Annotated in this window: 14 protein-coding genes; 7 read left to right on the forward strand and 7 right to left on the reverse strand. The window is 71.1% G+C overall.

Features of this window, described 5'->3' with window-relative positions:
• Positions 1–146: 146 nt before the first annotated feature.
• Positions 147–1472, reverse strand: a complete 1326-nt coding sequence (locus I4J89_RS10640) for a coiled-coil domain-containing protein (protein ID WP_196413705.1) — start codon at positions 1470–1472, stop codon at positions 147–149.
• A gap of 280 nt (positions 1473–1752) precedes the next feature.
• Complete coding sequence (mce, locus tag I4J89_RS10645) at positions 1753–2220, reverse strand: methylmalonyl-CoA epimerase (RefSeq protein WP_196413706.1); 468 nt, start codon at positions 2218–2220, stop codon at positions 1753–1755.
• Positions 2221–2302: 82 nt separating this feature from the next.
• Here mce and I4J89_RS10650 point away from each other — a divergent pair, with 82 nt between their 5' ends.
• Positions 2303–3484 carry an acetyl-CoA C-acetyltransferase gene (locus I4J89_RS10650; RefSeq protein ID WP_196413707.1) on the forward strand — a complete coding sequence of 394 codons (1182 nt, stop codon included), beginning with the start codon at positions 2303–2305 and terminating at the stop codon, positions 3482–3484.
• Positions 3485–3486: 2 nt separating this feature from the next.
• Positions 3487–4449: a methylmalonyl Co-A mutase-associated GTPase MeaB gene (meaB, locus tag I4J89_RS10655; RefSeq protein ID WP_196413708.1), complete on the forward strand. Its 963-nt coding sequence runs from the start codon at positions 3487–3489 to the stop codon at positions 4447–4449.
• Between the two features lie 108 nt (positions 4450–4557).
• Here meaB and I4J89_RS10660 read toward each other — a convergent pair whose 3' ends face one another.
• A complete protein-coding gene (locus I4J89_RS10660) occupies positions 4558–5139 on the reverse strand; it encodes a PadR family transcriptional regulator (RefSeq protein ID WP_196413709.1) in 582 nt (193 codons plus the stop codon).
• A gap of 59 nt (positions 5140–5198) precedes the next feature.
• Between I4J89_RS10660 and I4J89_RS10665 the strand changes: the two genes are divergently transcribed.
• The 4 genes from I4J89_RS10665 to I4J89_RS51940 all read left to right on the forward strand — a co-directional run bounded on the left by I4J89_RS10665 (position 5199) and on the right by I4J89_RS51940 (position 11075).
• Positions 5199–6386, forward strand: coding sequence for an FAD-dependent oxidoreductase (locus I4J89_RS10665; protein WP_230858658.1), 1188 nt, complete (start codon positions 5199–5201; stop codon positions 6384–6386).
• A 273-nt stretch (positions 6387–6659) separates the two neighbouring features.
• A complete protein-coding gene (icmA, locus tag I4J89_RS10670) occupies positions 6660–8333 on the forward strand; it encodes a coenzyme B12-dependent isobutyryl-CoA mutase large subunit (protein WP_196413711.1) in 1674 nt (557 codons plus the stop codon).
• A gap of 85 nt (positions 8334–8418) precedes the next feature.
• Entirely contained in the window at positions 8419–9372 is a 954-nt protein-coding gene (locus I4J89_RS10675; RefSeq protein WP_196413712.1) for a tetratricopeptide repeat protein, read from the forward strand.
• A 29-nt stretch (positions 9373–9401) separates the two neighbouring features.
• Complete coding sequence (locus I4J89_RS51940) at positions 9402–11075, forward strand: arginase family protein (protein ID WP_196413713.1); 1674 nt, start codon at positions 9402–9404, stop codon at positions 11073–11075.
• 91 nt (positions 11076–11166) lie between these two features.
• Here I4J89_RS51940 and I4J89_RS10685 read toward each other — a convergent pair whose 3' ends face one another.
• The gene (locus I4J89_RS10685) at positions 11167–13074 is read right to left on the reverse strand and encodes a penicillin-binding transpeptidase domain-containing protein (RefSeq protein ID WP_196413714.1); all 1908 of its coding nucleotides are present in this window, start codon (positions 13072–13074) and stop codon (positions 11167–11169) included.
• A gap of 223 nt (positions 13075–13297) precedes the next feature.
• Here I4J89_RS10685 and I4J89_RS10690 point away from each other — a divergent pair, with 223 nt between their 5' ends.
• Positions 13298–18229, forward strand: a complete 4932-nt coding sequence (locus I4J89_RS10690) for an NAD-glutamate dehydrogenase (RefSeq protein WP_196413715.1) — start codon at positions 13298–13300, stop codon at positions 18227–18229.
• Between the two features lie 369 nt (positions 18230–18598).
• On the opposite strand, the gene I4J89_RS10695 is transcribed toward I4J89_RS10690, so the two are convergent.
• Genes I4J89_RS10695 through I4J89_RS10705 form a run of 3 tightly spaced genes read right to left on the reverse strand, consistent with a single transcriptional unit; the run spans position 18599 to position 20124 of the window.
• Positions 18599–19318 carry a TetR/AcrR family transcriptional regulator gene (locus I4J89_RS10695; RefSeq protein WP_196413716.1) on the reverse strand — a complete coding sequence of 240 codons (720 nt, stop codon included), beginning with the start codon at positions 19316–19318 and terminating at the stop codon, positions 18599–18601.
• The gene (locus tag I4J89_RS10700) at positions 19299–19724 is read right to left on the reverse strand and encodes a thiol-disulfide oxidoreductase DCC family protein (RefSeq protein ID WP_196413717.1); all 426 of its coding nucleotides are present in this window, start codon (positions 19722–19724) and stop codon (positions 19299–19301) included. Before I4J89_RS10700 ends, I4J89_RS10695 begins: the two co-directional genes overlap by 20 nt.
• Complete coding sequence (locus tag I4J89_RS10705) at positions 19717–20124, reverse strand: hypothetical protein (RefSeq protein WP_196413718.1); 408 nt, start codon at positions 20122–20124, stop codon at positions 19717–19719. Before I4J89_RS10705 ends, I4J89_RS10700 begins: the two co-directional genes overlap by 8 nt.
• Between the last annotated feature and the right edge of the window lie 212 nt (positions 20125–20336).

Raw genomic sequence — 20336 nt, forward strand, 5'->3', positions numbered from 1 at the left:
GCTTGCCAAAACCAGGCTACGCGCCAAAACGATTGAGGCCGCACCGGAGAAACTCCGGCACGGCCTCAATTCGCTCACAGCCCTCCGGCCGGTTCACCGTCGCGTATCTGCGGCGGTTCTGCAACCGGAGGCCAAAACGGGATCAATCAGGAGTTGGTCTTGGCAGCCACCGGCTCCTCGCCGGCCTCGGCGTTCGGCTGCTCGGACTGCTCCGCCGCCTGCTGGGGAGCGGCCTGCTGGGCAGCCTCCCCGGGGGCACGCTGAGCGGGCGCGTCGGCCGATTTCGGGGCCGCCGGGACACCGGGAACCAGGCCGGAGAGACCGGAGAGCATCTGTCCCAGCTGGTTGGTGACCGCGTCCTTCTGACGGGTGAGATCCTCGACCTCGCGCCGCGCCGCCTGCGTGGTGAGCTCCGCCTCGGTACGCGCCTCGCTGAGCTGACGGCTCGCCTCGGCACGGGCCTCGCCGACGGTCTTCTCGGCCAGCGCCCGGGCCTTCTCGACCACCTCGGCGGCATTGCGCTCGGACTCGACGCGGCGGCTCTCGGCGCGCTGCTCGATCTCCTTGGCGCGGTCCTCGGCGGCGCGAGCCCGCTCCTCGGCCTCGGCCACCATCTTCTGGGTGGCCGCGACCTGGGCGGCGTGCCGCTCGGACTCCTCGCGCTCGGACTTCTCCCGGCGCTCGGCGGTTTCCAGCGCCAGCGCCTGGAGGTCCTTGTCGCGCTTGTCCCGCGCGTCGGTGAGCAGCTTGGTGGCCTCGGCGCGCTTCTCCTCGGCCTCGCGGGCCGCCTTGGCGCGAGCCTGGGTGATCTCCCGCTCGGCGGTGGCGCGCAGCGACGAGACCTCGCGCTCCACGGTCGACTTCAGCTCGGCGACCTCGTGCGCGGTGACCGTACGCAACTGCTTGGTCTCGCGGTCCGCGTCCGAGCGGAGCGTGTCGGCCTCGCGGCGGGCCTGCACCCGGGTCTCGGCGGCCTCCCGCTCGGCGTGGGTGCGCAGCTGACCGGCCTCGCGCTCGGCGGTGGCCTTCATGGCCGCGGCCTCGGCGCGGGCCTTGTCGGTGATCTCCCGCGCCTCGAGCCGGGCGGCGGAGAGAATGCCCTCCGACTCGCGCTTGGCCTCACTGCGGTGATCGTTCGCCTGCTCCTCGGCGAGACGCAGGATCTGCTCCACCCGGGTGCCCAGCCCGGACAGAGTGGGACGGTTGTTCTCCTCCAACAACTTGTTGCTGTCGGCGAGTTTCTGCTCCAGCGCGTTGAGCCGCTGCTCAGCCTGGCGCAGACGACGCTGAGCGTCGTTCATCCTCTGCTCGGCCTCGCCGCGAGCCTGCTCGGACTGGTTCAGCGCGGCGAGCAGCCGGCCGATGTGTCCGTCGACCTGGTGACGGTCGTAACCCCGCAGGACAACAGTGAAGTCGTGCTGCGAGTTCGCGGTCTCGAAGAAGGCCAGGTTCTGATCCTGCTGCTGGGGCATTGCGCCATCCTGGCGAGAAGGGGGCGGACATGCAAGAGCGGATGAGCATCCGAACCGCATCGTAGATCAGCTTTGACCTGGAGCGCAGTCGGGCCCCGGGCCGTTCGGCCGGGACCGCTCGGCTCACCGGCCGGAGTCGTGTCGTCCCGTCGCCACCTGGCCACTCGGGGCTTCGGGTGATCGGGGGCCGGTCGCGGCCAGCGTCGGTGCTGCTCAATGGCGCTGATCCTGCCAGGTGGCCGGGGCCGAGTCAGGAGGAATCACCCGCTCGGCGTACCCGTCAGGCCGGCTCCACCAGCTCCACCAGGACGCCGCCGGCATCCTTGGGATGCACGAAGTTGATCCGCGAACCGGCCGTGCCGCGCCGCGGCTCGTCATAGAGAAGGCGTAGCCCGCGGGCCCGCAGCTTCTCCGCCGCGACCTCCACGTCGGCCACCGTGTACGCGAGTTGTTGCAGCCCCGGACCACTGCGGTCGAGGAACTTGGCGATCGCCGAGTCGGGGCGGGCCGGGGCGAGCAGCTGGAGCCGCGGCCCGGTGCCGTCGCCGACCGCGAGCATCGCTTCTCGTACGCCTTGTTCGTCGTTGGTCTCTTCGTGCACACAGCGCAAACCGAAGTTCTCCGCGTAGAAGCGGATGGCCGCGTCCAGATCGGGCACGGCGATACCGACGTGGTCGATGCGCAGTAATTCGATGTCGGAGAATGTGACATTGTCGGGCGCGCTGGCGCTCGGTGAGACGTCTGTCATGCGGTTAGTCTCGAACCTGACCCATCGTTAAGGCCACCCGGGTGTCCCCCAGCGCCCGGTCGTCGCAGATCGGATCGAGACCGTGACCAGTTCCGTGATCGTCAGTGGCGCCCGGACCCCGATGGGGCGCCTGCTCGGCAACCTCAAGCACCTGCCCGCCACCGCGCTGGGCGGCCATGCGATCGCGGCGGCGCTGCGACGCGGCGGTGTGGCACCGGAACTGGTGCAGTACGTGATCATGGGACAGGTTCTCCAGGCCGGCTGCGGCCAGATCCCCGCCCGGCAGGCCGCGGTCGCCGCCGGCATCCCGATGACCACACCCGCGCTCACCATCAACAAGGTGTGCCTGTCCGGGATCGACGCGATCGCCATGGCCGACCAGCTGATCCGGGCCGGCGAGTTCGACATCGTGGTGGCCGGTGGCATGGAGTCGATGACCAACGCGCCGCACCTGCTCACCGACCAGCGGCAGGGCCGCAAGTTCGGTGACGTGCTGGTACGCGACCACACCGCCTTCGACGGCCTGATGGACCCGTGGGCCGGGATCTCGATGGGCGAGTCGACCGAGGCGACCGGCGTACGGCTCGGGATCACCCGCGCCGAGCAGGACGAGTTCGCCGCGCTCAGCCACCAGCGGGCCGCCGCCGCCCAGCGCGAGGGCCGGTTCGCCGAGGAGATCGCCCCGGTTCCGGCCGGTGGCCGCGACGCCGCACAGCCGGTGGAGACCGACGAGGGCGTCCGCCCGGGCGCCACTGCCGAGTCGCTGGCCGGTCTGCGTCCGGCGTTCACCCCGGACGGCACGATCACCGCCGCCACCGCCTCGCCGATCTCCGACGGCGCCGCCGCGGTCGTGGTGATGAGCAAGCGGAAGGCCAAGCAGCTCGGCCTGACCTGGATCGCCGAGATCGTGGCGCACGGCAACGTCGCCGGCCCGGACAGCTCGCTCCAGTCCCAGCCGGCCAACGCCATCAAGCACGCCCTCGGCAAGGCCAAGCTGACCGTGGAAGACCTCGACCTGGTCGAGATCAACGAGGCGTTCGCCCAGGTGGTCATCCAGTCCACCCGCGAGCTGAAGGTGGACGACGACATCGTCAACGTGAACGGCGGTGCGATCGCCCTGGGCCACCCGATCGGCATGTCCGGCGCCCGGCTGGTACTGACCCTGGCGCTGGAACTCCAGCGGCGCGGCGGTGGCCTCGGCGCGGCCGGCCTCTGCGGCGGTGGCGGGCAGGGCGACGCGCTGATCATCAAGGTACCTTCGTAGCCGTGACCCGATCCCAGGACGTTCCCACCCTGGTGGCCAAGGCGCGGGAGGGCGACCCCCGATCGGTGGCCCGGCTGATCAGCCTGGTGGAGAACGGTGATCCGGCCCTGCCCGAGGTGGCCGCCGCGATGGCGCCGTACACCGGCCGGGCCCAGGTGATCGGCCTGACCGGCGCGCCCGGCGTGGGCAAGTCGACCACCACCAACGAGCTGGTCCGGGTGCTGCGTGAGCAGGGTGCCCGGGTCGGTGTGCTGGCCGTCGACCCGTCCAGCCCGTTCAGCGGCGGCGCGATCCTCGGCGACCGGGTGCGGATGACCGAGCACACCGCGGACAGCGGCGTCTACATCCGGTCCATGTCCAGTCGCGGCCAGCTCGGCGGCCTGTCCGCGGCCACCCCGCAGGCGGTCCGCGTCCTCGAGGGCGCCGGCTGCGACGTCATCCTGGTCGAGACGGTCGGCGTCGGCCAGGCCGAGGTGGAGATCGCCTCCCTCGCCGACACCACACTGGTGCTGCTCGCGCCGGGGATGGGCGACGCCATCCAGGCGGTCAAGGCCGGCGTGCTGGAGATCGCCGACGTCTTCGTGATCAACAAGGCGGACCGGCCCGGAGCCGACGCCACCTACCGCGACATCCAGGGCATGCTGGCCCTCGGCGAGCGCGCCTCCGGCGACTGGCGCCCCCAGGTGGTCCGGGCGGTCGCGGCCAAGGGCGAGGGCGTGGACGACGTGGTGGCCGCCATCAGCAAGCACCGGGACTGGCTGGAGAGCAGCGGCAACCTGCGTACCCGCCGGGAACAGCGGGCGGCGGCCGAGGTGTCCGCATTGGCCCTGGGCAGGCTGCGGGCCCGGATGGGCGACCTGCGCGAAGGCACGGCGCTCAGCTCGCTGGCCGCCCAGGTCGCCGCCGGCGACCTGGACCCCTACGCCGCGGCCGACCGGCTACTGGCGGGCCTCGAGGTTTCCTGATCTTTTTCGGTACGGGTTTTCGAGAAGTCCCCTTGGCCACCACGCGATCGACTGCCCGCTCCCGGCCGCGGCGCGACCGCCGGGCTTGAGCATCGGGCGGGGCTGCGCTCAGCCGAAGCGGGCGAGCGTCTCCTCGATCAGGGCGCGGTCCCAGTGCAGTGTGCCGTCGTGCAGGTCGTCGGCGGCGGCCCGGAGCCAGGTGATCTCGGCCCGGAGGGCGGCCATCCGGTACTCGTCCTCGATGAGGAAGATCCGGGGCAGGCCGGGCGGCGCCTGGGCGGCGATGGCGGCGACCCGCTCCTCCTGGGCGGTGGCGCGGCGTAGCAGCAGCTCGCGGGTCTCCGCCGGGGTGAGCATCGGCAGGAGGGCCAGCGCCACCGGGAGTTCCGGGAACTCGCGGGCCGGCTCGGGCAGCATCTCCAGGAGCCAGCGGCGCAACGTCGCCGTGCCCTCGTCGGTCACCTCGTACACCGTGCGCTCCGGGCGTCCGGGCTCCCGGGTGGTCTCGCCCGGGCGGACCAGTTTCTCCCGGACCAGGCGTTCGAGGGTCTGGTAGACGCTGTTGCGCTGCGCCACGTTGACCAGCTGATCCTGGCCGCGCTCCTTGATCACCTGCTGCATCCGGTACGGGTGCATCGGCGCCTCCACGAGCAGTGCCAACAGGACCATCGCCAGAGGAGACCGCTTCATGGCGGCCAGCTTAGGCCTTGACGAGCCATAGTCATCTCATCAATAGTCATTGTATGACTATGAAGGAGAGAACGGCCGTCGTGATCGGCGGCGGGATCGCGGGCACCGCGACGGCCATCGCGCTGCGCTATGCCGGCTTCGCTCCGGTGCTCTACGAGGCGAAGGAGCGCGGCGCCGACGAGCGGGGTGCCTTCGTCACCCTCGCGGTGAACGGCGTCAACGCCCTCCGCTCGCTCGGGATGGACCCGGCCCGGGTGCTGGAGCGCGGCTTCGCCACCCCGGCCATCGCCCTGCGTGGCGCGTCCGGGCAGCTGCTGGCGGAGGTGCCGCTGGGTGGTCCGCTGCCGGACGGCACGACCACCACCACGATCCGGCGCGCCGACCTGTACGCGGCCCTGCGAGCGGAGGCCGAGGGCCACGGCGTCCCGATCGAGTACGGCGCCCGGCTCAGCGCGGCCACCACCGGGGCCGGTGAGGTGACCGCGGTGTTCGAGGACGGCCGCAGCGCGAGCGGTGAGCTGCTGGTCGGGGCGGACGGGCTGCACTCGCGTACCCGGCAGGTGTTGAATCCCGGCGGCCCGGCGCCGCACTATCTCGGCCTGCTCAACGCGGGTGGTTTCACCGCGGGACCGGTCGTCGGCCCGCCGCCGGGGGTGATGCAGATGGCCTTCGGCCGGCGTGCCTTCTTCGGCTGGGCCGGCGCGCCGGACGGCTCGGTCTGGTGGTTCGCCAATCCGCCGCGCAAGCGGCCGGTGGAGCCGGGCGAGTTCTCGCCGGCGGCCTGGCGTGCCTACCTGCTCGACCTCTTCGAGGGGGAGCCGGCCGCCGGGTTCGTCGCGGCGTCGGACGAGATCCTCGGCCCGTGGAACACCCGGGACCTGCGGCGGGTCCGGCACTGGCGTGGGGACCGGGTGGTGCTGGTCGGTGACGCCGCGCACGCCGTGGCGCCGTCGTCGGGCCAGGGCGCGTCGATGGCGCTGGAGGACGCCGTGGTGCTCGGGTACAGCCTGCTGGAGCATCGCGCACTACCGGAGGCTCTCGCCGCGTACGAGACGGTCCGCCGTCCCCGGGTGGAGAAGGTCGTGGCCCATGGACGGCGCTCCAGCAACACCAAGGTGCTGGGTCCGGTGGGTGCGGCGATCCGCGACGCCGTCCTGCCGGTGGTCATGCGGCGCCTGCATCGCGGCGGCGATCCGCAGGCCTGGATCCTCGACCATCGGCTGCCCGGCCTCGCCGCCAGCCGCTGACGCCATCGATCAGATGGCGCGAACGTGCCGGCGGCCCGCCGGCCGCTGACGCCGCCGGTCGGGCGGTGCGGGTCGGCAGGCGGTGATTGAGGCATGCCCCGGCGGCGTGGCGGTCGCCACCGGGGCTGAGGGGGCCGTCGGCTCAACTGTCGATGATCACGAGCCGGAAGGACAGGAGCGGGAAGAGAACATTGGGGAACAATGATCTCAAGATGACCATCCCGTCTATGTCATAGCCTTAATGATCGTTCAGTTCTGCGCTACGGTGTCGGCATGGATGCAGCCGAGATCGCCGCCGGCCGGGAGCGCTGGCAACGGCGCTACGATGCGGCCCGCAAGCGGGACGCCGACTTCACCACGCTCTCCGGTTCGACGGTCGACCCGGTCTACGGGCCGCCCGACGGCGTCGAGTACCCCGGCTTCGAGCGCATCGGCTGGCCGGGGGAGTACCCGTACACCCGGGGTCTCTATCCGACCGGATATCGCGGGCGGACCTGGACCATCCGCCAGTTCGCGGGGTTTGGCAACGCCCGGCAGACCAACGAGCGCTACAAGATGATCCTCGCCGCCGGCGGTGGCGGTCTGAGCGTCGCGTTCGACATGCCCACCCTGATGGGGCGCGACTCGGACGAGCCGCAGGCGCTCGGCGAGGTGGGCCACTGCGGCGTCGCGATCGACTCGGCCGCCGACATGGACGTCCTCTTCGACGGCATCCCGCTCCAGGACGTCACCACCAGCATGACCATCTCCGGGCCGGCCGTGCCGGTCTTCTGCATGTACCTGGTGGCCGCCGAGCGCCAGGGCGCCGATCTCAGCAAGCTGGACGGCACGCTGCAGACCGACATCTTCAAGGAGTACATCGCGCAGAAGGAGTGGCTCTTCGAACCGGAGCCGCACCTGCGCCTGATCGGCGACCTGATGGAGTACTGCGCTCGCGAGATCCCCAAGTACAAACCGCTGAGCGTCAGCGGCTACCACATCCGGGAGGCCGGCTCGACCGCCGCGCAGGAGCTGGCCTACACGCTTGCGGACGGCTTCGGCTACGTCGAGCTGGGCCTGTCCCGCGGGCTGGACGTGAACACCTTCGCGCCGGGGCTGAGCTTCTTCTTCGACGCGCACGTCGACTTCTTCGAGGAGATCGCCAAGTTCCGCGCCGCCCGCCGGATCTGGGCCCGGCACCTGCGCGAGGACTACGGAGCGACCAGCGAGAAGGCGCTGTGGCTGAAGTTCCACACGCAGACCGCAGGGGTCTCGCTGACCGCGCAGCAGCCGGTCAACAACGTCGTGCGTACCGCGGTCGAGGCCCTCGCTGCGGTGCTCGGCGGCACCAACTCGCTGCACACCAACGCGCTCGACGAGACGCTCGCGCTGCCCACCGACGAGTCCGCCGAGATCGCCCTGCGCACCCAGCAGGTGATCATGGAGGAGACCGGGGTGGTCAACGTGGCCGACCCGCTCGGCGGCTCCTGGTACGTCGAGGCGCTCACCGACCGGATCGAGGCCGAGGCGGAGGAGATCTTCACCCGGATCCGCGAGCTCGGCCACGACGGCAGCCTCACCGCCGGGATCCTGCGCGGCATCGAGGACGGCTGGTTCACCGCGCACATCGCGGAGGCGGCGTTCGCGTACCAGCAGGCGGTGGAGAAGCGTGAGAAGAAGGTGGTCGGGGTCAACGCGCACCTCGGCACCGTCGCCAAGGAACTGGAGATCCTGCGCGTCTCGCACGAGGTCGAGGTCGCACAGCGGCGCGAGCTGACCGCTCGCAAGGGCAACCGAGACGGGGTACGGGTGAAGGCCGCCCTGGATCACCTGGTGGCCGTCGCGCGTACCGGGGAGAACATGATCCCCGCCATGCTCGACGCGGCTCGTGCCGAGGCGACTCTCGGCGAGATCTGCGGCGTCCTCAAGGACGAGTGGGGGGTGTACCGGGAACCCGCTCGCTTCTAGCTGGCCGGGGCGGCTCTGTGACGTCCGATATCGGGCGGCTGGTGGCGGCGCGAACAGGCTGGACTGCGTGCGAGACTAGGTAACCATGAGCGACCCACGGACCACTCCGTCGATCTTCACCCGCGGCGCGGTCGATCTCAGCACACTGCGCCCTTCAGCGCCGGCCAAACCGGCCGCGCCGAGCCGTCCCACCTCGAACACCGCTCCGGCCGCCGACGCACCGGCCACCGGCTCCCCGGGCGCGGTCCCGGGCGCCGTGCCGGGCATCACACCGGACACCGTCATCGAGGTCACCGAGGCGAACTTCCAGTCCGTTCTGGAACGGTCGTTGAACACGCCGATCCTGCTGGACTTCTGGGCCGACTGGTGTGAGCCCTGCAAGCAGCTCTCCCCGGTGCTGGAGAAGCTCGCGGGGGAGTACGAGGGCGCCTGGCTCCTCGGCAAGGTCGATGTGGACTCGAACCCGCGGCTCGCTCAGGCCTTCCGGGTGCAGGGCATCCCGATGGTGACCGCGGTCATCGGCGGGCAGCCGGTCGAGGGCTTCACCGGTGTCCTTCCCGAGGCCCAGATCCGGCAGTACATCGACGCCGTCCTCAAGGCCGCCGGCGTCAGCGTCGCGGCCCCCGAGGACCCGCGGCTGGACGCGGCCGACGACGCCTTGATGACCGGTGACCTGGAGGCGGCCGAGGCGGCGTACAGGAAGATCCTCGCCGAGTCGCCGACCGACGCGGCCGCTGAGTCCGGCCTGGCGCAGGTCGAGCTCTACCGCCGGATCAGCGGCGCCGACCCGGCGTCCGCGCTGGCCAAGGCCGACGCCGACCCGGACGACATCGACGCGCAGCGGCTCGCCGCCGACATCGAGGTGCTCAACGGGCAGGCCGAGCAGGCGTACGCGCGGCTGGTCTCGCTGGTCAAGCGCACCAGCGGGGACGATCGCGACGCCGTACGCAAGCACCTGCTGTCGCTGTTCAGCGTGGCCGGCCCGGACGATCCCGCGGTGGCCGGCGCGCGTCGCGCCCTGGCCAGCGCACTCTTCTAGGCCGCGTTTCTCAACCGAAGGAGGGCGTCGTGCGCCGCATCGCCGTTCTGGACGCGCCGTCCAATCTCGGCCTGCGCCCGCCGACCGCGACGTCGGTGCCGGGCTGCGCCAAGGCCCCCGGCGCCCTCCGCGACCAGGGCTTGCTCACCAAACTGCACGCCCGCGACGCCGGCTGCCTGACCCCGCCGCGGTACGACCCGGGCGACTGGCGTCCCGGCGACGGGGTGGCGCACGCGCAGGAGATCGCCGCCTACTCGCGGGCCCTCGCCGACCGGATCGGCGCGATCATCGACGGCGGCGAGTTCCCGGTGGTGCTCGGCGGCGACTGCTCCATCCTGATCGGATCCGGTCTCGCCATGAACCGTCTCGGTGAGGCGGTCGGCGGCCGGATCGGTCTGGTGTTCGTGGACGGTCACTCGGACTTCCGGCATCCCGGCAACGCGTCCTACGTCGGTGCGGCGGCCGGCGAGGACCTGGCCCTGGTCACCGGCCGCGGGCAGGCCGACCTGGCCGCCATCGAGAGCCGCCGGCCGTACTTCCGGGACGTCGACGTGGTGGTCCTCGGCATCCGTGCCCAGGACGAGTACCGGTTGGACCTGCAAGCCGCCGGGATAGTGACCCGCCCGGTGCCGGCCCTGCGCGCCGAGGGCGCGGCCCGCAGCGCGCAGTGGGCCCGCGACCAGCTCGTCGACTGCGCCGGCTACTGGGTGCACGTGGACGTCGACGTCCTCGACCCGGCGGTGATGCCGGCGGTGGACGCGCCCGACCCGGGCGGCATCGCCTTCCCCGAGCTGGAGTTGCTGCTGGCCGGCCTGGTGGAGTCCCCGCACTGCCTGGGCGTGGAGATCACCGTCTTCGACCCCGACTACGACCCGGACAGCCGGTACGCGGCGGAGATCACGTCCACCGTGACCGCCGGGCTGGCGCCGGTCCGCACGACGGCACCGCGCCCGGACCTGGTGGCGGCGCGCCGCGATCTCGCCAACCCGGCCGCCGGGAAGCCCGTTCCGGCGGCGGAGGGGCCCGCTCCGGCGCCCGAGGAGCCCGTTCCGGCGGCCCAGGAGCCTGCCCCGGCCGCCGAGGAGCCCGCCGCTAGTGCCGCTGAGCCGGCGGCCTCCGTTGCGGGACGGGCTGGGCTGAACCGGCCGGTCTCATCGGAACTGGCCGCCGGGTTGGACGCGGCTGCGCCGCAGGCTCCAGCGGCGGTCGCGGATGTGGAAGCGGCTCAGGCGTCGGCTTCGGTTACGGATGTCGAACCGGCTCAGGCATCGGCCTCGGTCGCGGACGTGGAACCGTCCCCCGAGCCGGTTTCGATTGGCGAACCGGCGGAGCCGGCGGACGTGGCCGAGGACTCGGAGTATCGGTCCACCGAGGAGCACGGCGAGACGCAGCTGCCGTCGGCCGATAGCGAACCAGCATTGACCGAAATGGATCAGTCCGAGCCGGAGCAGGCAGACGAAGCGGACCCCGCGGCGCTGAACGGTTCCGCCCCGGAGGAAACCGCCGGCGGCGAGCCGTCGCCGGACCACACCCCTGCCGAGGTGCGGCTGCTGTCGCGCCCGCTCGGCGCGGCCCCGCTGCTCGACTCCGAGCCGCTACCGGCCACCCGGCCCGGCATGCTCCGCCCGCGCCCGCCGCTGGACCCGCCGGCCGCCGGCGCACGGCACACCCCGGGCCCGGGCTTCCCGACCGGCGCCGCCTGAGCCGCGGCGCGGGGCACACCCCGGCCAGGGCTTCCCGTCCGGCAGGGCCTGAGCCGCCGTGCGGGGCACGGCCGGCCCAGGCTTCCGAGGGCTACTTGTTGAGGTTGGTGAGGAAGCGCTTCACGACCGGCACCGCCGCTTCCGATCCGGCGCCGCCCTGCTGCACCATCACCGCGAACGCCACGTCACCCTGGTACCCGATGAACCAGGAGTGCGTCGCCTCCGACCCGGTCTGGAACTCCGCGGTGCCGGTCTTCCCGTACACCGGCTTCCCGGCGACGCCGCGCAACGCCGTACCCGTACCGCTGGTGACCACCTCGCGCATCATGTCGCGCAACGCGCCAACGGCGGTCTGGTCGAGCTGAGGTCCGGCACTGCCGGCCTTGGCCGGCGCCGGCTCCAGCACCAGCTTGGGCGGCTGGAACTGGCCCTTGGCGACCGCCGCGGTGGCCGCCGCCATGGCGACCGGGCTGACCACCGTGCTGCCCTGGCCGAACGTGGCGGCCGCCAGTTCGGTCGCGGTGCCGCCGTCGGAGACCTGCCCGGAGTACGCCTCGATGCCGAGATCCCACTGACCGCCGAGGCCGAGCGCGGCCGACGCCTCCTGCAGGCCGGCCGAGCCCAGTTTCGGCGCCAGCGAGGCGAACGCGGTGTTGCAGGACTTCGCGAAGTCGACGTGGAACTGCACCTTGCCGAGCGCCTCGTCGTGTGAGTTCTTGAACTCGCGTCCGTCCACGTTGAGCGTCTTCGGGCAGTCGACCACCGTGTCCGGCTTGACCGTCCCGCCGGCCAGCAGCCCGTACGCGGAGACCATCTTGAACGTCGAGCCGGGCGGCACCTGCCCGGTCAGCGCGGTGTTCACACCGCCGGCGTCCGGCCCGTTGGCGGTGGCGAGCACGGCACCGTCGCTGATCCGGATGGCGACCAGCGAACTGGGCTGCTTCTCGGCGGCGAGTGCCTGGTCGGCGGCGTTCTGGGTGGGGGTGTCCAGCGTCACCTTGATCGGTTTGCCGTCGACCGGCTCGGAGGTGAAGATCGGCGCCTGCTCGGCGTCGCCGTCCGCGGCCTCACGGGAGATCAGCACGGAGAGGCCGGGGGTGCCGCGCAGCTGGGCGTCGTACTTCTGCTGGAGGCCGCCGTGCCCGACCAGGTCACCGGTGGCCAGGGTGTCCGGGCGCTGCTGGATGTCCTCCTTGGTGGCCGCGTCGACGGTGCCGAGCAGTGCGCGGGCGAACTCCCGGGTGGGCGCGAGCTGCCGGGTCTCCTCGCGGAAGACGGTGCCGGGCAGCGGGCGTACGTCCGATCGGATCTTGTTGTAGACCGGCCGGCGCAAGGCGATCAGATCGAGGAAGGCACCCGGGTCGGCGGCGTCGACCCGGGCTTTCAGGTCGGTCATGTCCACCTCGACGCCGGCCTTCTTGAAGGCGGCGGCCAGGTCCTTCTGCAACGCGGCCAGATCGGTGATCTTTTCCGGACTGACGCCGATCACCACCACCGGCTGCGGCCCGATCAGCGCCTTGCCGCCGGCGTCGACGATCGCCGCCCGTTCCGCCGCGACCCGGCGCAGCCGGAGCTTGTCGCCGGCGGCGAGTTCGGGTTGCAGGACGGCCGGTTCCCAGATCACCCGCCAGCCGTCGCTGTCGGCCTTGGTGGTGCGGACCGTGCTCTGGTACGACCAGTTCACCCCGCCGGGCAGTGTCCACTTCAGGTTGATCGGGGTGGCCGCGACGTCGCCGCTGGTCTTCGGATCGCCGGCGACGGAGAGTTCGAGCGGCTGCTGGGCCAGGTCGCCGTAGAGCTCCCGGATCCCGGTCAGTACCTCGGGGGCGGCGATCTGGCCGCCGCTCGCGGTGACGAATCCGACGTCGTTGAGGTCGCCCCCGCGCCAGCCGTCCAGGAATGCCTTGACGGCGTCCTCGGGCGGTTCCGCGGAGCAGCCGGTCAAACCGCCCGCCGTGAGGAGGAGCAATGCGGCCAAACCGGCGGACGAGCGGCGCATGAGGTTCCTTTCCCCTGTGGGTAGAAAAGCGGCATCCCTGGGTAGCAGATCGAACCGTAGTAGGAACACGCCCGTCACGGTGACCCGCAGCGGGTGATACTCGGCAAACCGGCACATCACCGTGCTGGCACACCCGGGGTGTGAGGGGTGCCGGGCCGGTCGTTCTAGGCTGTGCTCGACACGTTCGAACCCACAGTGCCGTGGGTGAGGGGAGCGCCAGGCCATGGCTGTCGCCGACGAGGCAGCGACCGATGCTGATCAGACTGTGCCCCACGAGGTACAGAAACCCGGACTCGCCCTCACCGGGCGGTTGGGGGCGTCCACCGAATCCGGAGAGCTCGACGAGCCGCTACCCGATGCCGAACGGCTGGTGGAGCAGGCGGTGCAGCGAGCGGGTGAAGACCACACCACCGCGTCGCTGGTCGGCCGCTTCTGGCGGTTCGCCCCCGACGAGGAGCTGGTCGGTTACACACCCGACGAGATGTACGCGGCGGCGCTGGAGCACCGCGACCTTGCCCGCAACCGGCTGCCCGGTGAGCTGAAGCTCGCCATCACCGAGCCGTCCGGCCCGCAGGGGCACACCGTCCTGCGGATCGTCACCGACGACATGCCGTTCCTGGTCGACTCGGTGATTGCCCTGCTCACCGCACACAACCTCCAGGTCTACCTGCTGGTGCACCCGTTGATCGTGGTGCGCCGTGAGCCGCTCGGTGCGCTCGCCCAGCTGGAGGCCGAGGTCGAGCCGGACGACGCGATCGAGGGCGACCTGGTGGAGAGCTGGATCCGGATCGAGATCGATCCGGTGCGCCGGGTGGAGGCCCGCGACCAGCTGCTCAACGAGGTACGGCGGGTGCTCACCGACGTCCGGGACGCGGTCGAGGACTGGCCCCGGATGCGCCAGCGTGCGGTCGCCATCTCGGAGGAGCTGTCCGGCGTGACCGGGCTCCCGGTTCCGGACAAGGACGTCCGGGACTCGATCGAGCTGCTCAGGTGGCTGGCGGACGACCACTTCACGTTCCTGGGCTACCGCGAGTACCGGCTGGACGGCGACGTCCTGAGCGCGGTGCCGGGCACCGGCCTGGGCATCCTGCGCGGGGCCAGCAAGCCGCGCAAGCTGGCCTCCGAGATGGCGCCGGAGGCGTACGAGCGGGCCCTCGAGAAGCGGCTCCTCGTGATCACCAAGGCGAACTCGCGGGCCACCGTGCACCGCTCCGCCTACCTCGACTACATCGGCGTGAAGGTCTTCGACGACGCCGGCAACGTGACCGGGGAGCGGCGCTTCCTGGGCCTGTTCTCCTCCTCTGCGTACCGGACCAGTGTTCGCCAGCTGCCGGTGGTCAAGCGCAAGGTGCAGGAGGTGATGGACCGGTCCGGCCTGTCGCCGCGCGGGCACTCCGGCAAGGACCTGCTGCAGATCCTGGAGACGTATCCGCGCGACGAGCTGTTCCAGATCAAGACCGATGACCTGTACGAGGCGGTCATCGGCGTGCTGCGGATGGCCGGCCGCCGGCAGTTGCGCCTCTTCCTGCGCCGCGACCAGTACGGGCGGTTCATCTCCTGCCTCATCTACCTGCCCCGGGACAGATTCACCACCGGTAACCGGCTGCGGATGCAGGAGATCCTGCTGCGTGAGCTGAACGGCATCGGGGTCGACTACACCACCCGGGTCACCGAGCGGATGCTGGCTCGGGTGCACTTCATCGTGCGTACCGATCCGGCCGCGCCGCCCGGTCCGGTCGACCCGAACGTGCTGGCCGAGCTGCTCGCCGACGCGACCCGGATGTGGGACGACGACTTCTCCCTGGTGCTGGAGCGCAAGCTCGGCGACGAGCCGGCGAAGCACCTGTTCACCCGGTATTCGACGGCCTATCCGGAAAGCTACAAGAACAGCCACACCCCGTACGAGGGGATGCAGGACCTGGCCAAGCTGGAGCTGCTCGAGGAGCCGGGTCAGCTGGCCATGCACCTGTTCCGCCGGCGCCGGCTGGGCCCCGGCGGGACACCCGAACCGGACGAGCGCGACGTGCGTTTCAAGGTCTACCGGTACGGCGAGCCGATGATGCTCTCCGCGGTGCTCCCGGTGCTGCACTCGCTCGGTGTCCGGGTGACCGACGAGCGGCCGTACGAGATCCGCCGGGACGACGGCATCATCTACCTGTACGACTTCGGCCTGCTCCCACCGGCCGGCCACCGCGAGCTGGCCGAGGTCCGACCACAGGTGGAGAACGCGTTCGCGGCCGCCTGGCGGGGCGAGGCCGAGGTGGACGGGTTCAACGAGCTGGTGCTGCGGGCCGGGTTCACCTGGCGGCAGGTCGTGGTGCTCCGGGCGTACGCCAAGTACCTGCGGCAGGCCGGCACCGTCTTCTCGCAGCGTTACGTGGAGTCGACGTTCACCGCGTACCCGGAGATCGCCGGGCTGCTGGTGAAGCTCTTCGAGACCCGGTTCTCGCCGGCCCTGCAGATCGGTGAGACCGAGCGGTCCCGCCGTGCCGCCGAGCTGCGTACCACGATCACCGAGCTGCTCGACCAGGTGGAGAGCCTGGACCAGGACCGGATCCTGCGCTCGTACCTGACGCTGATCGAGGCCACCCTGCGGACCAGCTTCTTCCAGCGCGGCGCCGAGGGGCGCCCCAAGTCGTACGTCGCGTTCAAGCTGGACCCGCAGGCCATCCCGGACCTGCCGCAGCCGCGCCCGAAGTACGAGATCTTCGTGTACTCGCCGCGGTTCGAGGGTGTGCACCTGCGGTTCGGCTCGGTGGCGCGGGGCGGCCTGCGCTGGTCCGACCGGCGCGAGGACTTCCGTACCGAGATCCTGGGCCTGGTCAAGGCCCAGATGGTGAAGAACTCGGTGATCGTGCCGGTGGGCGCCAAGGGCGGCTTCGTGCTGAAGCAGAAGCCGGGCGACCGGGACGAGGCGGTCGAGTGCTACCGGCAGTTCATCACCGCGCTGATGGACGTGACCGACAACATCCTGAGTGGCAAGATCGTCCCGCCGCAGGACGTGGTGCGTCACGACGCCGATGACCCGTACCTGGTGGTGGCGGCGGACAAGGGCACCGCCACGTTCAGCGACATCGCCAACGAGATCTCGGTCCGCAAGGACTTCTGGCTGGGCGACGCGTTCGCCAGCGGCGGCTCGGCCGGATACGACCACAAGAAGATGGGCATCACCGCCCGCGGCGCGTGGGAGTCGGTCAAGAAGCACTTCCGCGACCTGGGCACCGACACCCAGACCCAGGATTTCACCGTGGTGGGCGTGGGCGACATGTCCGGCGACGTCTTCGGCAACGGCATGCTGCTGTCGCAGCACATCAAACTGGTGGCGGCCTTCGACCACCGCCACATCTTCGTGGATCCCGACCCCGACCCCGCGATCTCGTACGCCGAACGCAAGCGCCTGTTCGACCTGCCCCGCTCGTCCTGGGCCGACTACGACAAGTCGCTGATCAGCGACGGCGGCGGGGTCTTCCCGCGGACCGCCAAGTCGATCCCGCTGAGCCCGCAGGTCCGGGCCGTGCTCGACCTCGACCCGTCGGTGACCACGGTGAGCCCGGCCGAGCTGATGCGGGCGATCCTCAAGGCTCCGGTCGACCTGTACTTCAACGGCGGCATCGGCACCTACGTCAAGGCGTCCGCCGAGTCGCACGCCGACGTGGGCGACAAGGCCAACGACGCGATCCGGGTCAACGGCTCGGACCTGCGGGTCAAGGTGGTCGGCGAGGGCGGCAACCTGGGTCTCACCCAGCGTGGCCGGATCGAGTTCGCCCGTGCCGGCGGCCGGGTCTTCACCGACTTCATCGACAACTCGGCCGGCGTGGACTGCTCGGACCACGAGGTCAACATCAAGATCCTGCTCGGCGGTGCGGTCGCCGACGGCGAGCTGACCATGCCGGAACGCGACGAACTGCTCGCCGCGATGACCGACGAGGTCGGCGCCCTGGTGCTGCGGGACAACTACGAGCAGGCGACGGCACTCGGCAGCGCCCGGGCGCAGGCGCACTCGCTACTCCCGGTGCATCGCCGCATGCTCAAGGCCCTCGAGCAGCGCGGCGAACTCAACCGGGAACTCGAGGCGCTGCCGTCGGACAAGGAGCTGGCCGCCCGACATGAGGCGGGGGACGGGCTCACCGCGCCGGAGTTCGCGGTGCTTCTGGCGTACGTCAAGATCAGTTTGGAGCGCGAGGTCCTCGCGGATGAACTGGTCGATGAAGCCTGGACCACCGAAGTGCTCACCCGGTATTTCCCGACGCCGCTGCGCGAGCGGTTCGCCGGGCGGATGGCCGGCCACCGGCTGCGCCGCGAGATCATCTCCACCTCGCTGGTGAACGAGGTGGTCAACCGGGGTGGCACCTCCTTCGTCTTCCGGGCGATGGAGGAGAGCGGGGCGTCGGCCGCCGACGTGATCCGGGCGTACGTCGTGATCCGCGACGTCTACCGCCTCCCGGAGATCTGGGCGTCCGCGGAAACGCTTGACAACGAGGTGCCGACGTCGGCGCAGACCCTGGTCTTCCTGGAGACCCGGCGGCTGCTCGACCGCGCCGTACGCTGGCTGGTCAGCACCCGCCGCTCGCCGATCGACGTGGCCGGCGAGATCGCCAAGCTGCGTCCCGGCGTCTCCACCCTGCTGCCGCAGCTGCCGCAGCTGGTCGTCGGCGGGGAACGCCGGGCCCTCGAGGAACGGGTCGCCTCGCTGGTCAAGGAGGGCGTCCCGGAAGGATGCGCGGGGGCGGTCAGCCGGGTCTTCTACGGTTTCGGCCTGCTCGACATCCTGGAGACGGCGGCGGCCATCGGCCGGGACGCCACCGAGGTGGCCGAGGTCTACTTCGTGCTCTCCGAGCGGTTCGGGGTGGATGCGCTGCTGTCGCACATCTCCCGCCTGCCGCGCGGCGACCGCTGGCAGACCCTGGCCCGGATGGCGCTCCGCTACGACCTGTACGCGGCCTTGGCGGCTCTGACCGCGGAGGTCCTGCAGTCGACGCCGCCGACGGCGAAGCCGGAGGATCGTGTTTCGGAGTGGGAGCAGGTCAACGCGGCGTCGATTGCCCGGGCCTCCAACGCCATGGGCAAGGTCGAGGATTCGCCGGCGGATCTGGCGGCGTTGTCGGTTCTGCTCCGGCAGATTCGCACCCTGGTGAAGACTTCGTCCGCTGCGTGATGGCTGGTGGGCAGGCGGTCTGACGCTCCGCGTCGGGCTGCCTGCCTGCACTGTCACCTCGCCCATTCACCTCACTGGGCCGGAACGGCGACGCTAGCGACAGGCGGCGGTGCGAAGGTGGTGAGCCGGGCTGCGGCGGGCTGCTCCCGAAGCCCTGCCGCGCCCGGCTCACCGTCTGCGTCGCGGTTCCTACTGGTCCCGAGTCGGATTCCGCGACGTCCCCAGACCCACCTGCGGACATGACGCTACGTGACAATCGGCGGGCCACGGAACCGTTGCGATCACGGATGGTCCGTTCGGTTGGCCCGATTCAGGCAGAAGATTCGCCTGATTCCGACACGGGTGGCGATAGCGCATTACGCCGTAACGCTAAGTGACGTCGTCGCGGCGCACGCTGTCCAGCAGGTCCAGCACCTGGCGCAGGGCCGGGCGCAACACCCGCAGCCGGGACAGCCCGACCAGTCGGTCGATCAGCGGCACCGCGCCGTCGATCAGCCGCCGGGTCCGCCGCTGCTCCGGCGACTTGTCGTAGACCCAGAAGAGGGTGACGCCCATCCAGCTGAGCCAGAGCAACTCGGGCAGGTGCTCCCGCAGCTCCGGGTCGACCTTCGCGGTGGAGCCGTCGAGCACCTCGCGGAACAGGCCGATCGAGGCGTCGCGGGCCGGTGACGACTCGCGGGAGAACGGGCTGAGCGGCGACGACGGCTCGGCCGCGGTCTTGAAGAACGTCGCCGCGAACGAGTGGTACGGCGCGTTGGCGTCGACCCCGGCCTGCAGGACGCCCCGCAACCGGGCCGCGAAGTCACGCTCGGTCGCCAGCACGGTCGCGGCCGCCGCCCGGTGCGCCTCCTGCTGATGGCCGTAGAACTCCTGGATCAGGTGTTCCTTGGAGTCGAAGTAGTAGTACGCGTTACCGACGGCAACCCCCGCCTCTTTGGCGATGACTCGCATGGTCGTGTCCGCGTACCCCCGCTCCCGGAACAACCGCAACGCGGTCGCCAGGATCGCCTGCCGGGTCTGCTCGCCGCGGGCCCGCCGCGGCTTCTCGGTGGGCGGCCCGGCCGGGCCGTCAGCGGCAGCTGTCGTCACAGGCCTCACCGTATCCGGGCTCCCGGGTGGCCTGCCGGACGGCCGACGTGGCGGCGATGAAACCGCGGGCCAGCGGCAGCAGCGCCGGGGCGGCCAGCCGGTCGGCCATCCCGCGGTAGTCGGCCAGCGCCCAGAGGCAGGCCAGCCAGGCGGCGTCCCCGGCGTACACCGCGCCGGTGTCGGCGATCAGCGTGAGATCCCGCAGGGTCGCGGCGTGATCCAGCCCCGGGAAACGGCGCCGGGCCTCAGCCGACCCGGCCGCCACGAATTCGAGCGGCACCAGCTGATCCCGGCCGGTCAGCCAGTGCCGCGCCGTCCGGCAGACCGGGCAGCCGGCGTCGAAGAGCACGGTGAACGAACCGATCCGGCCGGCCCCGTGTCCGGCCGGATCGGTGGTCTCAGGCATGCGCCGGTGGCATCGGCAGGCGTGCGGCCGGCGGCAGCGGAGGGACGCCCTGGTGCTGCCGGAGGCGGCTTCGCCGGTAGCGGCCCAGGAAGTAGACGTTGCAGAAGTGCAGGACTCCGAGGACCAGCAGCACCAGGCCGATCTTCATGGAGAGCGCTTCCAGCACCTCACTGGTGCCGATGACCGTTTGCTCGGAGCGCATCGCCACCGCCACGTAGCCGAGATTCAGCAGGTAGAACCCCATGGTGAGGAGCTGGTTGACGGCCCGGGCAAGCCTGGCGTCGCCGAAGACCTCCTCCAGGAAGATCTGCCCGTTGCGCGAGAGCGTGGTCGCCACCCACACGGTCAAGCCGATGCTGATCGCGAGGTAGACGAGGTACATCAAGGCTTTGTGATCCATGCGGACTCCCACTTGAACGCGTTCAACTATTGCGAGCATGACGGTACGCGCTTTGTTGAACGCGTTCAAGAAGAATTTGGGGTACGTGTGATCGGCCGTCCCCAAAACCCACGCCGTCCCGAACGGCGGCCCCCGCGGCCGCCTGCCCGGTCCGGGCCGCAGCGCGGCCGCCGGGCTGAAGCAGTGGGTGACGGCCGCGCCGGGCTTCAGCC

It is taken from the genome of Actinoplanes aureus (assembly GCF_015704865.1).
Taxonomy (GTDB): domain Bacteria; phylum Actinomycetota; class Actinomycetes; order Mycobacteriales; family Micromonosporaceae; genus Actinoplanes; species Actinoplanes aureus.